This is a genomic window from Pseudomonas sp. HS6, assembly GCF_023375815.1.
Lineage (GTDB): Bacteria > Pseudomonadota > Gammaproteobacteria > Pseudomonadales > Pseudomonadaceae > Aquipseudomonas.
Map to the genome: position 1 here is coordinate 554,530 of NZ_CP067412.1, position 14,438 is coordinate 568,967.

At 60.6% G+C, this 14,438-nt stretch carries 13 protein-coding genes; 5 read left to right on the top strand and 8 right to left on the bottom strand.

What is annotated here, in order from left to right; genetic code table 11:
• The first annotated feature begins 43 nt into the window (after positions 1-43).
• Complete coding sequence (locus tag JJN09_RS02675; protein WP_249485451.1) at positions 44-919, top strand: helix-turn-helix domain-containing protein; 876 nt, start codon at positions 44-46, stop codon at positions 917-919.
• On the opposite strand, the gene JJN09_RS02680 is transcribed toward JJN09_RS02675, so the two are convergent.
• From JJN09_RS02680 to JJN09_RS02705, 6 genes are all read right to left on the bottom strand, one after another.
• Positions 920-3,349 (bottom strand): TonB-dependent receptor, encoded by a 2,430-nt coding sequence (locus JJN09_RS02680; protein ID WP_249485453.1) that lies wholly within the window; start codon positions 3,347-3,349, stop codon positions 920-922.
• A 104-nt stretch (positions 3,350-3,453) separates the two neighbouring features.
• Positions 3,454-4,443: a FecR family protein gene (locus tag JJN09_RS02685; protein ID WP_249485455.1), complete on the bottom strand. Its 990-nt coding sequence runs from the start codon at positions 4,441-4,443 to the stop codon at positions 3,454-3,456.
• A complete protein-coding gene (locus tag JJN09_RS02690; protein WP_096819110.1) occupies positions 4,440-5,006 on the bottom strand; it encodes an RNA polymerase sigma factor in 567 nt (188 codons plus the stop codon). The genes JJN09_RS02685 and JJN09_RS02690 overlap by 4 nt, the downstream gene beginning before the upstream one ends.
• A gap of 1 nt (position 5,007) precedes the next feature.
• Entirely contained in the window at positions 5,008-5,334 is a 327-nt protein-coding gene (locus JJN09_RS02695) for a DUF3325 domain-containing protein (protein WP_249485457.1), read from the bottom strand.
• Positions 5,335-6,924, bottom strand: a complete 1,590-nt coding sequence (locus tag JJN09_RS02700; protein ID WP_249485459.1) for a PepSY domain-containing protein — start codon at positions 6,922-6,924, stop codon at positions 5,335-5,337.
• Positions 6,921-7,226 (bottom strand): DUF3649 domain-containing protein, encoded by a 306-nt coding sequence (locus JJN09_RS02705; protein ID WP_249485461.1) that lies wholly within the window; start codon positions 7,224-7,226, stop codon positions 6,921-6,923. Before JJN09_RS02705 ends, JJN09_RS02700 begins: the two co-directional genes overlap by 4 nt.
• A 176-nt stretch (positions 7,227-7,402) precedes the next feature.
• Here JJN09_RS02705 and JJN09_RS02710 point away from each other — a divergent pair, with 176 nt between their 5' ends.
• The 3 genes from JJN09_RS02710 (at position 7,403) to fecA (ending at position 11,241) form a co-directional block, all read left to right on the top strand.
• Complete coding sequence (locus JJN09_RS02710) at positions 7,403-7,891, top strand: sigma-70 family RNA polymerase sigma factor (protein ID WP_249490883.1); 489 nt, start codon at positions 7,403-7,405, stop codon at positions 7,889-7,891.
• Positions 7,888-8,817, top strand: coding sequence for a DUF4880 domain-containing protein (locus tag JJN09_RS02715; protein ID WP_249485464.1), 930 nt, complete (start codon positions 7,888-7,890; stop codon positions 8,815-8,817). The genes JJN09_RS02710 and JJN09_RS02715 overlap by 4 nt, the downstream gene beginning before the upstream one ends.
• 90 nt (positions 8,818-8,907) lie before the next feature.
• Entirely contained in the window at positions 8,908-11,241 is a 2,334-nt protein-coding gene (gene fecA / locus JJN09_RS02720; RefSeq protein ID WP_249485466.1) for a TonB-dependent Fe(3+) dicitrate receptor FecA, read from the top strand.
• Between the two features lie 71 nt (positions 11,242-11,312).
• Here fecA and JJN09_RS02725 read toward each other — a convergent pair whose 3' ends face one another.
• Both JJN09_RS02725 and JJN09_RS02730 read right to left on the bottom strand, forming a co-directional pair.
• Complete coding sequence (locus tag JJN09_RS02725; protein WP_096819094.1) at positions 11,313-11,720, bottom strand: HPF/RaiA family ribosome-associated protein; 408 nt, start codon at positions 11,718-11,720, stop codon at positions 11,313-11,315.
• 200 nt (positions 11,721-11,920) lie between these two features.
• Positions 11,921-12,868, bottom strand: coding sequence for a LysR substrate-binding domain-containing protein (locus JJN09_RS02730; protein ID WP_102619474.1), 948 nt, complete (start codon positions 12,866-12,868; stop codon positions 11,921-11,923).
• Between the two features lie 135 nt (positions 12,869-13,003).
• Here JJN09_RS02730 and JJN09_RS02735 point away from each other — a divergent pair, with 135 nt between their 5' ends.
• Positions 13,004-14,380, top strand: coding sequence for an L-serine ammonia-lyase (locus tag JJN09_RS02735; RefSeq protein ID WP_249485470.1), 1,377 nt, complete (start codon positions 13,004-13,006; stop codon positions 14,378-14,380).
• The last annotated feature ends 58 nt before the right edge of the window (positions 14,381-14,438 follow it).

Sequence of the window (14,438 nt, forward strand, 5' to 3'; positions counted from 1 at the left end):
GAAATCTACGGAGTAGGATGCAAGGCGTTGAAGAGAACCGACCATGGCCGCCATCGATACCCTGCAAGTCTTCCAAGCCTTGAACAACTCGCCCAATGCACGCCTTGTGCACAGCGCCGAGTTGGGTGACGGCCTGTCCGCAGCCTTGTGGACCAATCACCACGACGCCCAGGAATACGAAGCGCCGAGCCACCACACCCTCTCCTGCTACATCGCCGGCGGCACCGGCACTTTTCGCCGTGGCGAGCCCGGTAACAAGGGCGGCCCGGACAAGCTGTGCATCCTGCCGGCCGACCACGAATCGGGATGGGTGATCAATGGCGATATTCGTCTGGCCCACGTGTATTTCAGCGCCGAGCAATTTGCCCTGGGTTGCGTCACGTTGCTGGATCGCGAACCCCGGCAAATGCAGCTGCGCGAACAGACCTTTCTGGAAGATCCGCAACAGGCTCGACGGTTTCGCCAGTTACTGACATTGAACTGGGACGAGCCTGGCGAGCGCTTGCTGACCAGCAGTCTGGCCCACGAATTGATCAGCCATACCCTGCTGAGCCAGGTCGGCGCGCGTCAAGGCTTGCGCTTGAAGGGCGGACTGGCGCCACATCAGCGCCGGCAACTGGTGGAGTTCATCGACAGTCAGTTGGCCGAGCCGATCAGCCTCGGGCAACTGGCCGGGTTGTGTGCGTTGTCGGAATACCACTTTGCGCGGATGTTCCGGGTGAGCTTCGGCTTGCCGCCGCATCAGTATGTGCTGGCGAGGCGTTTGAGCCGGGCGCGGGAGTTGTTGCGGGGGACGGCGTTGCCATTAGGGGAGATTGCGTTGGCGTGCGGGTTTGCCAGTGCCAGCCACTTCACCAACCGCTTTCGCCAGGTGCTGGGTGGAACGCCCGGCGAGTATCGCCAGGCGCTTTTGCGTTGATCAGAACTCCAGCGTGCTCGACAACGAAATCTGCCGCGAATCGCCCATCGACACGAAGAACCGACTCGCCGCCGACGTGTAGTAAGTGCGATCAAACAGGTTCTTCACGTTGAGCTGGAACTTGACCTTCTGCCCTTCGACTTTGGTGTCGTACGTGGCGAACGCATCGGCCACGGTGTAGCTCGGCAGCTCGAAATCATTCACCGCGTTACCCGCTCGCTCACCGACATATCGCGCGCCTGCGCCAACCCGAAGCTGATCGCCACCGATCACGCTGCCGAAGTCGTAGACCGCCGACAGCGAGCCGGTGTTCTTCGCTACGTTTTGCAGCTTGTTGCCTTTGTAGTCCGGATCTTCCGTGACCTCGGCGTCGGTGTAGGCGTAACTGCCGATCATGCTCCAGCGATCACTGAGCTGGCCGGTCAGATCCACTTCCAGGCCACGGGAACGCACTTCCCCGGCGGCGCTGTAGATCGTGGTCGGGCCTTCGGCGTTGGCCACCAGCACGTTGCGTTTCTTGATGTCGAACAGGGCGATGTTGCCGGTGACACGCCCCGGAATGTCGAGACGAGCGCCCAGCTCCCAGGACTTGGCTTCTTCCGGTGCGATGCTGCCGTCAAGCACCGTGCTGCTGCCGCTCAGCGGGGCGATGGTCGAGTTCGGTTTGAACGATTCGGTGTAGCTGCCATAGAACGACAACGCGTCGGTGTAGCGATACACCAGGCCTGCACGTGGCACCCATTTCTGGCCATTGTTGTCGGTGTTGGCCTTGAACGGCACGCCTTTGCCAGCGTACTGGTCGTACTCCTGGAAGCGCCCGCCGGCCACCAGAATCCACTGGTCGTTGAGGTGGATCGAGTCCTGCAGGAACACCGAATCGCTGCGCAGCAGATCGGTCTGCGCACTGTCCGCCGGGCTGACGGTGGTACCGGCGACTTCGCGGCCGTAGACCGGATTGACGTAGCTGAAGGTGCTCAGGCTTTTCTGGCGGATCAGGTCCGCGCGGTAGATCTTGCGGTACTCGTCGTCGACGCCGAACACCAGGTCATGCTGCATGCCCAATACGTTGACCTTGCCTTCGAGACTGGCGGTGGTGAAACGGTCGGTGCTGATCGCGCCCTGAGTGCCGTCCATACTGCGGGTCAGGGTGCCTTTCTTGGTATCGATCGCGGTTACGCGGACCTGGCTGGCGTCGTAGGTTTCACGGTTCCAGCTGTAGCCGAAATGGGCTTTCCAATCGTCGTTGAGTTCGTGATCGGCCTCGAAGTGATAGAGGTCCGAACGCCCTTCCATGTCGTTGAATTTCTCGTCGAGACGCTCGTTGCGCGAGATGTCCAGCGGATGGTTGGTGCGGGGATCGATCAGCGTGCCACGGTCGAACGGTGTCAAAAACTCGCGATGCTCATAGGCGAACAGCAGCTTGGTGCGCTCGCCGTACCAGGCCAGCGACGGTGCGATCAGGCTTTCACGGTGGGTACCGAAGTTGCGCCAGTAATCTTCGTCTTCGTGATCCAGCACCATGCGATAGGCCAGTCCGGAATCGCCCAGCGCACCGGTGCTGTCGAGCGAGCCGCCACTGCCGTTCTTGCCGTCACCGTAGGTCGAGCCACGTAGCGTCAGGGCGTTGTACTGGGTCAGTTCGGGCTTTTTGCTGACCATGTTGACCACGCCACCCGGGTCCTGAATCCCGTAGAGCAGCGAGGCCGGGCCCTTGAGCACTTCGACGCGATCCACGGTCGCGTTCATGCCACGGCCCTGCACCACCGGCATGCCGTCGCGCATGATCGAGCCGTTGCGGTTGTCGCCGAAGCCCCGGGTCATCACCGAATCCTGGGTGCTGCCCAGCGTGTTGCCCTGGGTGATGCCGCTGACGTTGGCCAGCGCATCATCGAGATTGCGCGGCGCCTGATCGCGAATGACCTGGGCCGGGATCACGTTGACGGTCTGCGGGATTTCCTGAAGCGAGGCCGAGGAGCGCATCACCGAACTGGTTTCCAGTGGCTGGTAACTCATCGGTTGATCGATGACCGAGGTGATGTTCGTTGCGCTGAGGTTCAACGCGCCTGCGGTCGGTTGCGGTTCGAGTGCCAGGGTATGGCTGTCGGTGCGGCGGAAGGTCAGGCCGGAACCCGCAAGCAGACGCTGCAACGCCTGTTCGGCACTCATCTGCCCGTTGACCGCCGGCGCGTTGAGGCCGTACGGCGCTTCGACGGTGTAGACCACGCTCTGGCCGGTCACGCGACTGAAGTCGCTCAAGGCTTGCGGCAGCGGTTTGGCGGCCAGGGAAAAACTGAACTGTTTCTGTGGCTGGCTGCTGTTGCTGTCAGCGGCCTGCGCCACGCTCATCGGCAGCAACGCCAACGCCGCAAAACTCAGCGCCGAGGCACCGAACCACTGTTTGACCGAACCCGATTTTGCCCTGGACTTCATTGCTCATGACCTGTGTAGAACCGCAACGGATGCGAATGACTCGCAGTTTCAGTCACTACACGGATGGCGCCGGGATTTACCTCACCACAAATTTGAAAATATTTTCAGCGCAGGATGATCAGCTTGCCCAATACCTGATGCTGATTGAATCCCAGAACCCCTTGCAGCGAATTCAGCACGGCTTGCGGGTCCTTGCTCGGAAAGCTTCCGCTGACCTTGCGCGCGCTCAGTTCGTCGTTGAGCAACACGATCCGTCCCGGGTAATAACGCCGCAGATCCTGCACCACATCGGCCAGTGTCGACTTGTAGTAAGTCAGCCAGCCCTGACGCCAGGCCAGTTGCGCTTCGCTGTCCACGGCATGCAGTTTTTGCGCTGCGCCTTCGCCGTACGCCACTTGCTGACCGGCGGTGAGAACCTGCTGTTCGGCATCACGCGCCGCCGTCACACCGACGCGCCCGGACAGTACGGTGACTTGTGCGCCATGAGGTTGCAGACGCACTTCGAACTGCGTACCAAGCACCCGAGCCTGGCCCTTTTCAGCCTCGACCACGAACGGCTCACCGGTGTGGGTCACGCTGAAAAACCCGGCGCCTCGACGTACCTGAACATGCCGCTCGCCATGACTGAAATCCACGGCGATGGCGCTGTCAGCATCCAGCGTGACCTGCGACTGATCGGCCAAGGTCACGGTGCGGATTTCGCCGGGCGCCGAAACATAATCGGCGCCCAGATCATCAACCCAGCGCTGCGGCTGCCAACCGGTGCCGAGGCTGATCATCAACAACAGACAGGCCGCCATCGCCAGCGCCCCGGCCCAACGCCGGACCTGCGGACGGCGCGGTCGGTCCATCGCATTGAGATAACCCTGCAAGGCGAATGCCTCTTCATCGGCCAGAGTGCGGGCGGGCCCTTCACTCAATTCCCAGATGACCTGTGCCTGGGCGTATGCCTCGGCGTGGGCCGGATCGGCGCGCAGCCATTGGCTAAAGGTCAGTTGATCACCGGTGCTGGGGCGGTCGTGCAACAGGCTCAGCCAGGCAAAAGCCGCCTGTTCCTGAGCGGGCGTCGGGGTGACGCGGTCGGTGTGATTCACGGTGCTTTCCCTGGCAGGCGTGGCGCGGGTTCGCGCAGGCTGGCCTTGCAGGCCTCGAGGGCGCGCATCATATGTTTTTCCACGGCGCTTTGGGACAGGCCCATGGCTTTGGCGATCTCGGCGTACTTGCGCCCGTGGATGCGATTGAGCAAAAAGATCTGCCGCGTGCGCTCGGGCAATGCGCGCAAGGCAGCTTCGACGTGGCGCAGATCATTGCCTGCTTCAAGTGCGGCTTGCGGTTCGCTGGCGCTACTGTCCGGCTCATCCGGTTGCCAGCCTTCATTGACCCGAACCCGCGTGCCTTCGCTGCGCAAATGGTCGATGGCGATGTTACCGGCACAGCGCAACAGGTAAGTGCTGAGTTCTTCGACTTGCACCAGCGGTCGACGCCAGAAACGCAGGAACAGGTCCTGCACCAGATCCGCTGCCGTGGCCCGACAGCCGACGCGGCGATTCACCAGCGCTTCCATTTGCGGACGCTGCGAGAGGAACACTTGAAGAAAATGCGCACGTGCACCGCTCGGTTCATCGTCGCGGGATTCCGGGGGATGACCGATCAGCATGTCAGTTCGACGCCCAGGCCGCGACCGGGCTTGTCAGCAGGCTCAGCCCGGCCAATGCCAACGCCAGACGCGGGCGATAAGGCAGCAACAGAACCAGTGCCAATGCACTGAGCATCAACACGGCGAACCAGTCGACCAGACCGAAATTCCAGCCATGGCCGGTAACGGCAGCCCACAGCGACAGACTGAGTAAAATCCATCCGCCGAGTGTCAGGCCGCGACGTCGATGGACCGAAGGTTTGCCTCCAAGCACTTCGTCATGGTGACGGGGCATCGCCAGGCACAGCGCCGTGAAACCTGCGTAACAAAGCAAAAACGCCAACAGCATTCAGTTCGCCCCTTGCTCGAGGATGATCGGCCGGGTGGTTTCGCGGCGCGGTTTTCTCACAGCGAAATCCAGTCCTGCGCGCTGCACTTTCCATGCGCCCCAGGCCAGGAACAAGCCGCTCGCCAGACACGTCAGATCAAAACCGGCCATTGCCCAATCGTGCTGGATCAACGTCGCACCGAAGTGATGGGAGGTGGTCAGGGCATTGAGCAGTGGCAGCGCTGCAAACAGCACGGCAGCCAATATGAGCTGTTCGATCCAGGCCTTGCGGCCCGGACGCAACAGCGCATGCACCACACTAAGACCCCAGACGATAAAGAATGCGTTCACTTCCCAATCCGCACGTCCGGCAAGACCGATAGGCAACAGACGATTGGCCCAGAAGAACGCCGCCACGGCTGAAACAAGGCCGGCCATGCTGGCGATATTCAAAACCTCCACCAGCCGCAGTTCGAACGGCATCACGCCACTTTTGGCATGTTTGAGCTGTCGTTTGCCGAGCCAGATCACCAGTCCGGTGCCGATCATCGCGGTGCCGGCCAAGCCACAGATGAAGTACAGCCAACGCAGTACAGGCGTGGCGAACCTGCCCATGTGCAATCCGTAGAAGCCTCCGGCAATCGCCATCGGCAATGCTTTGTCCGGCGTGCTGCCGAGCAGTTGCCCGGTGACCGCGTTAAAAGTCATGTCATTGCCGTACTCGTAGACCACCTGATCGCCACTCGCCCGGGACAGCACCGCCGACGCATTGGCATCGCCCGGATTGTTCACGGTCACGTACGCTACATGGCCACCGGGCCAGTGCTCATTGGCTCGTATCAACAGTGGCGTCAGCGACGGGAGGGTTGCTGGCTGACCTGAGCGTTCCGGAGTGGGTGTTTCAGGGAACGCTTCCTCGAAAAACGCACCGAGGTTATTGCCGTAAGTCGCCATAATGCTGGCCGGCATCACCATCGACATGAAGATCACCAGGCTGCTGTAGGTGATCATCAAATGAAATGGCAACACCAGAACACCCACTGCGTTATGCCCATCGAGCCAGGAACGCTGGCCCTTGCGCGGGCGGAAGGTGAAGAAGTCCTTGAAGATTTTCTTGTGGGTGATGATGCCAGTGATCAGCGCGATGAACATCACCATCGCGGCGCTGGTCGCCAGCCAGCGGCCCCACGGGTAAGGCATTTGCAGCTGGAAGTGGAAACGGTAGAAGAACTCGCCACCCATGCTTTCTCTAGGTAGTACTTCTGCACCCGTTTGCGCATCAAGCGTCTTGCGGATGAATTTGCCGCGCTCGCCGGGTTGGGCTGGCGCTTGTTGCCAGCGCACATTCAGACCTGGATCACGGGCGTCGGGCAGGCCAATGACCCAACGTGACGCGTCGGGGGCATGTTGTTGAAGATAGTGCTGGGCCAGCGTCAGGCTCACTTCGGCATTGAGCGGGCGCGACGGGATTTCCGGCTGCATCCAGTGGTTGGTCTCATCCTTGAAATAGGCCAGCGTCCCGGTCAGGAAAATCGCGAACAGCAGCCAGCCGAAGACCAGCCCGGTCCAGGTGTGCAGCCAGGCCATCGCCTGACGGAAACCCTCTTTCATGCGTAACCCAAGCCACGAGCGGCGCCGGAGATCGTCGCCAAAATCACGCTCGGCACCAGCAAGCCGACCCACGCCGCCCAGGCACTACGGCAGGCGAAGCACCAGAGCACCGCCACCAGATAGACCAGAAAAGAAACAGTCATACCGGTGATGACCGCTTCAGCGCGGTTCAGCGGCAGCCACAGCGTCAGCGTGACACTGGCCAGCGCCGCGACCAGATAGCCGCCAAACACTGCCGCGAGCACCCGCGAAGTGACGGCCAGACGATAGGACATGGGGAGTGCGGCGAGTTTGGCTTTCATGTTTCGACCCTGAAACGGTTAACGCCCGACCAACAGGCCGAGACGACAGGCATGCGATATTAATGATAAATATTCTCATACGCAAAAGAGTCTGATTGCCGGCATGCATTCACGGCCCTACAATGCGAACCATTCTTGTTCTCTAACGCATCCCGCATGCGCCCGGAGTGATGCCGTTGTCGTCCGCCCATCCCGTCGAATCGCTGTATCAGGCCCACCACAGCTGGCTCACCGGCTGGCTGCGGCGCAAACTCGGCTGCCCGGACAGCGCCGCCGATCTGGCCCAGGACACCTTCATCCGGGTGCTGACCGCCCGCGAGCCGCCGGTGATCATCGAGCCCCGCGCATTTCTCACCACCCTGGCCAAGCGTGTGTTGTTCAACCATTACCGCCGCCAGGATCTGGAACGCGCCTACCTCGACACCCTCGCGCAGATGCCGGAAGTGGTCGCGCCTTCGGAAGAAGAGAAAGCGATCATTTTGCAAACTCTGATGGAGCTGGATCAGCTACTCGACGGTTTGCCGCATGCAGTCAAACGTGCATTTCTGCTGGCACAGGTCGACGGCCTGACCTATCCGCAGATCGCTGCTGAACTGAGCATCTCCGTGGCCACGGTCAAACGTCATCTGAATAAAGCGGCGATGCGCTGCTACTTCGCCCTGTGAACCCGCCGATGGATTTTTCCTCGCAGGTCGCTGAACAGGCCGTGAACTGGTTGCTGGAAATGCAGCAGGGCCCGTTGAATCCGCGCCAGCAACAAGCCTGGCAGCAATGGATCGACGCCCACAGCGAACACCGCCGTGCGTGGGAACACATTCAGCGGGTCAATTCGCGGTTGCGGGGTTTGTCTTCGCCACTGGCTCATGCCGCGTTGAACGCGCCAAAGTCCGGCAGTCGGCGTCAGGCACTCAAATTGTTGCTGCTTCTCGGCGCCGGCTCGGCGGTCACCTGGGGGATGCGCGAGCACAATCCGTTGCCGTCACTGCTGGCCGATTACCGCAGCCCGATCGGTCAGCGACGCAAGATATCGCTTGGTGCTGGCGGCCAGTTGCAACTCAACACCGCGAGTGCGGCGGATGTCCGGGGCGATGGTCTGATCAGTCTGCTCGAAGGCGAAATGCTGCTGACCGCCACTCAATCCTTCGAAGTGCAAACCGCACAAGGCGTGCTGAAAACTCAAGGCGCGCGGATCAACGTGCGGCAGTTTGCCGACCGCACGCAGGTTGCAATGTTTGAAGGTCGGGTCGAACTCAACACACAGGGGCGCGCGCCGATGCTGCTGCCGGTCGCCCGACAATTGAGCTTCAGCACAACCGCCATCGGTGAAGCCAAACCGCTGGACGCCAACAGCGGCGCCTGGGCCGACGGCATGCTCGTGGCCGCGCACATGCGTCTTGGCGATTTCCTCGACGAACTTGGCCGCTACCGTCGCGGGCAGCTCAATTGCGATGCGAAAGTGGCGGACTTGCTGATCTCCGGGACTTATCCACTGGACGACAGCGAGCGGATTCTCGATCTGCTGGAAATCAGCCTGCCGGTGAAAGTGAAGCGTTTTACCCGTTACTGGGTGACTGTCGAAGCCAAGGTTTGATCAACCGCAAAAATAAATGAGCCGTTTTTCAGATCTGGCGTGACAGAGAAGGAAAGCCCCCTTGATTCAACCTTCTCAGGACCGTCCTCCATGCACCCCACCCGCCTCACGCCACTGGCCCGAACCCTGCGCAATCTTGTCCTCGGCGCCAGCCTGAGCTTCAGCGCCCTGCCCCTTGCGCAGGCCGCCGAAACCAAGGCTTACCACATCGCCCCGTCATCGCTGGAAAACGCCCTCAACCAGTTCGGCCGTGAAGCCGGGGTGCTGATTTCCTTTGGCTCGCAGGTCACCAGCGGAGTGCAAAGCCGTGGGCTGGAAGGCAGCTACACCGCGGAACAAGGTCTGAACGCGCTGCTTGAAGGCACCGGCCTGCAAGCCCGCGCCGAGGGCGGCAACGCTTTCAGCCTGCAGCCATCGAACGACAGCGCCCTGGAGCTGGACACCTCGAAAGTGGTCGGCGACTGGCTGGGCGAAGCCGCGCAGGTCAACGTCTTCGAACATCCCGGCGCCCGTGACGTGATCCGCCGCGAAGAATTCGAACGCCAGGGCGCGACTCAGGCCCGCGATGTGCTCAATCGCATTCCCGGGGTCAACGCCCCGGAAAACAACGGCACCGGCAGCCACGACATGGCGCTGAACTTCGGCATTCGCGGCCTCAACCCGCGTCTGGCTGCACGTTCGACGGTGTTGATGGACGGCATCCCGGTGCCATTCGCACCTTACGGTCAACCACAGTTGTCGTTCGCGCCGATCAGCATGGGCAACATGGACGCGGTGGACGTGGTGCGCGGCGGCGGCGCCGTGCGTTACGGCCCGCAGAACGTCGGCGGTGTGGTCAACTTCGTGACCCGGGCGATTCCGGATGAGGCGACGGTCAAGGGCGGTTTCCAAACTGAAACCAGTCCATCGTCCAGCCATGACGGCTTCAAGACCAGCGCCAATCTGCTGGCCGGTGGCACCAATGCCAACGGTCTGGGCGGCGCGTTGCTGTACTCCGGCACGCGCGGAGGCGACTGGCGCGAACACAGCGACACGGAAATCGACGACCTGATCCTCAAGGGCAAATACCAGCTCGACGAAGCCAACAGCTTCAACGCCATGGCCCAGTATTACGAAGGCAAGGCCGACATGCCTGGCGGTCTGAATGTCGCTGACTACGATGCCGACCCGTATCAGTCGACCCGCCCGAAAGACCAGTTCTGGGGCCGTCGCACGATGTTCAATTTCGGCTATCGCTATCAGGAAGATCGCCGCGAATTTACCGCCAACACCTTCTTCACCAAGACTCTGCGGAGCGGTTATCTGGATCAGGGCACCTTCCTGTCGCTGTCGCCGCGCGAATACTGGGTACGCGGTCTGGAAACCCGATTCGCCCAAGGCTTCGACCTTGGCCCGACCAGCCATGAGGTCGGCGTCGGTTATCGATACATCAACGAGGCCGGTCACGAGTTGCGCTATCGCACCCCGATTGCCAGCAATGAATACCCGACCACCAACAGCCGCAATGACCGCGACACCCGTGGCGGCACCGAGGCCAATGCGTTCTTCGTCGATGACCGCATCGACATCGGCAAGTGGACGATCACCCCGGGCGTGCGCTACGAGATGATCGAGTCGCAACAGACCAACAACCTGACCAACGTCAAATACAAGGGCGACTACAACACCGCGCTACCGGCGTTGAACGTGCTGTATCACCTGACCGACAGCTGGAATCTGTATGCCAACACCGAAGGCTCCTTCGGCAGCGTGCAATACAGCCAGATGCCCAACCGCGTCAGCAGCGGCGAAGTGAAACCGGAGAAGGCCCGCACCTGGGAGCTCGGCACCCGTTACGACAACGGTGCCCTGCGAGCGGAAATCGGCGCGTTCCTGATCAACTTCGACAACCAGTACGAAAGTAACCAGACCAACGATTCGGTGATCGCCCGTGGCGAAACCCGTCATCAGGGCATCGAGACCAGCGTCAATTACGCACTGGATGACTTGAGCCCGGCACTGGCCGGCTTCGATGTCTACGCCACTTACGCCTATGTCGACGCGACCATTCGCGAAGACGGTCCGAACAAGGGCAATCGTGTGCCGTTCTCGTCGAAACACAAAGGCACGATCGGCGTCGGTTACACCGAAGGGCCATGGAAACTGAACCTGGACAGCAGCTTCCAAAGCAACCAGTTCGCCGACAACGCCAACACTTCGAAAGAAAGCGCCGACGGCAGCACCGGCAAGATCCCGGGCTACATGCTGTTCAGCAGCCGCGCCGGTTATGACTTCGGCCCGCAACTGTCGGACCTGAACGTGGCGGTGGGGGTGAAGAACATCTTCAACACCCAGTACTTCACCCGCTCGTTCGATGACAACAACAAGGGCAAGTATGTGGGTGAGCCGCGCACGGTGTATGTGCAGACCTCCGTTGCCTTCTGATCCCTGCTGAAAACAGAAAGGGCCTGCAATTGCAGGCCCTTTCTCATTGGGTGACTTATAAAATCAGCGTATCAACTGTTGATCGCTGCCTGTTCGTTTTCCAGAAACTCTTCCTCCAGCAGCGCGTCATTCGCCTTACTGGTAAATGGCACTACAGCGGCTCGCGGTTTGCCCCGCAGTTTGCCAAACAAGTGCTCCAGCGCGTGCTCCAGTTTTTCGGCTGCACCATCGATCGCCTGTTCCAGCGAATCGGCTTTGTGAGTGACGGAAATCGGTTGATGGCCTTTTGGCCGCGCTTCCAGTTGGCAGCGCAAATCATGGGGACCCGGTTTGTCACCGTTCTCGTCGCTCAGATGGACTTCGACACGGGTCAGGTCTTCCTCATAACGGTCGAGCGTGCTCTCAATTGTGGTTCGTACCCACTCCTCCAGTCGTTTGCTGCTTTGAATATGGTTGTCGCTGTTGACTTGGATTTGCATAGTTCATCCCTTATTTCAGCTAGCTCGCAAGAGGCCTTGAACAGGATTTCGTGACCTCTTGATTACAACAATCGGCCCGCTTGACGAACATTTCAACCCCTGAAAAAAGATAAATATTCATACGCAAAAAAAGCCGGACAACCGAGTAAAGCGCTGGTAAGGTCGGGAGTTGGGTCGCCTCAGTTCCCTGTAAAATCTGCTCACAATTGGCCATCACCCAACGGGTGCAGGCTGCGAAAAATCCCCGCCTCTTCTACCAGCCAGTCATGCACCGCACGCACGCCCGGATGGCTCAACGCCCCCGGCGCGTAAAGCAATACATAGCGCTTGTGATTGGGCACCGAAATCCCGAACGGCACGATCAATGTCCCCCGCTCCAGCTCATCGTTGAGCAGCGTGCGCCGGGCAATCGCCACGCCCATGCCGGCAATCGCCGCTTCGATGGTCAAATGGTTGCGATTGAACGTGTGCCCGCGCCGTACATCGGCGCCATCGAAGCCGATGGCATTGAGATAAAACTCCCACTCCGCGTATTCATAACTGCCGCGCCACGCGGTGATGTCGTGCAGCAACGGGAAATGCACCAGATCCGCCGGCCCGTGCAACGGTGGCCGTCCACGCAGCAGGCTCGGCGCGCACACCGGGAAAATCTGCTCATCAAGCAAGGCTGTGGATAACAATCCCGGATAACTGCCGTCGTTCAAATCGATGGCCAGATCGAAATCCCCTTCATGCAACGGCACGCTGCTGTCCTCGGCCACCAGCCGCAACTGGATGTCTGGGTAACGTTGCTGCAGACGCGGCAGGCGCGGGGTCAGCCATTTGCTGAGAAACGATGGAATCGAACGCACTCGCAGAATCCCGCTGATCATCCCCGCATCCAGACGACGCAGCTCAGCATCGATGCTGCCGTAAGCCTCATTGACCGTGATCGCCAGTCGCTGCCCTTCCGCGCTCAGCTCCACGCCCCGTGCGCGACGGTGAAACAGGCGAAAGCCCAGCCGCTCTTCCAGCTGTCGGATTTGCTGACTCACCGCCCCCGGCGTGATGTGCAATTCCTCGGCACAGCGGGTGAATGACAGGTGCCGCGCGGCACAGGAAAACACCTGCAGCCAGACGTAAGTCTGGGCATGCAATTGACGACTCATGGTTTAGTCCTGCTAAAGGCTTACTTAGGAAGTTTCGTTAGTCACGTTGAAGCGAGGTAGGCAGTATCGCCGACATTGCGCTTGTCCTACAAAAAATGGCAGCGATTCCTACTCCATTGCTTGTAAGGGTTTAGCATGGCTATCAGTGTTTTCGATCTATTCAAAGTCGGCATCGGTCCGTCCAGTTCCCACACCGTCGGCCCGATGCGCGCCGCCGCGACCTTCGCCCAGGCCCTGATCGACCAGCATTTGCTGAACGATGTGCAACGGGTGGAAATCCGTTTGTACGGCTCGCTTTCGGCCACCGGTGTCGGCCATGCCACTGACCGCGCAACGGTCATGGGCCTGATGGGCGAATGGCCGGACAGCATCGATCCGTCGACCATCGACCCGCGCATCCAGCAACTGCGCGAGACTTGCCAACTGTCTCTTGCCGGTGAACGATCGATTGCCTTCAACTGGCAAGACGATCTCCTGCTGCTGGACGAGAGCCTGCCCTACCACCCCAACGCCATGTCGCTGACAGCCTTCGGTGCATCCGGGCAACTGTTCGAGCAGACGTACTACTCGGTTGGCGGCGGTTTCATCATCGAAGCGGCCGAAGCCGAATCTGGCGTAGCGCCGACCGGCGACGTCGTGTTGCCGTACGACTTTTCCAGCGCCGCTGAACTGCTGTCACTCTGCAACAAGCACAACCTGCGGGTCTCCGAACTGATGATGGCCAACGAACGGGCCTGGCGCAGCGATGCCGAGATCCGCCAGGGCCTGCTGCATATCTGGTCGGTGATGCGCGAATGCGTCGAACAGGGTCTACGCCATGAAGGCGTCCTGCCCGGAGGTCTGAATGTTCCGCGTCGTGCAGCGAAATTGCACCGCAGCCTGCTGGAAATCGGCAAGCCGAACGTCATCAGTTCGACCCTGTCGGCGATGGAGTGGGTCAACCTGTTCGCCCTCGCCGTCAACGAAGAAAATGCGGCCGGCGGGCGCATGGTGACTGCACCGACCAACGGTGCCGCCGGGATCATTCCGGCCGTCCTGCACTACTACATGAAATTCAATCCGGATGCGTCCGACGATGACGTGGTCGCGTTCTTTCTGGGCGCGGCAGCGGTCGGCATCCTGTGCAAGAAAAACGCCTCGATTTCCGGCGCCGAAGTCGGTTGCCAGGGTGAAGTCGGCTCCGCTTGCGCCATGGCCGCTGCAGGTCTGGCCGATGTGCTGGGTGCCACTCCGGAGCAACTGGAAAACGCCGCCGAAATTGGCCTGGAACACAATCTCGGCCTGACCTGCGACCCGGTCGGTGGGCTCGTGCAAGTGCCGTGCATCGAGCGCAACGCCATCGCTGCGGTGAAGGCGATCAACGCCACGCAAATGGCCCTGCGCGGCGACGGCAAGCACTTCATTTCCCTCGACCGGGTGATCCGCACCATGCGCGATACCGGCGCCGACATGCATGACAAATACAAAGAGACTTCACGGGGCGGCCTGGCCGTGAGCTGGGTGGAGTGCTGAGGAGCGCTCCCTGACCGCCCGTAACACGTGAGCCCGAGCAAGAATAATAACGAGGCAA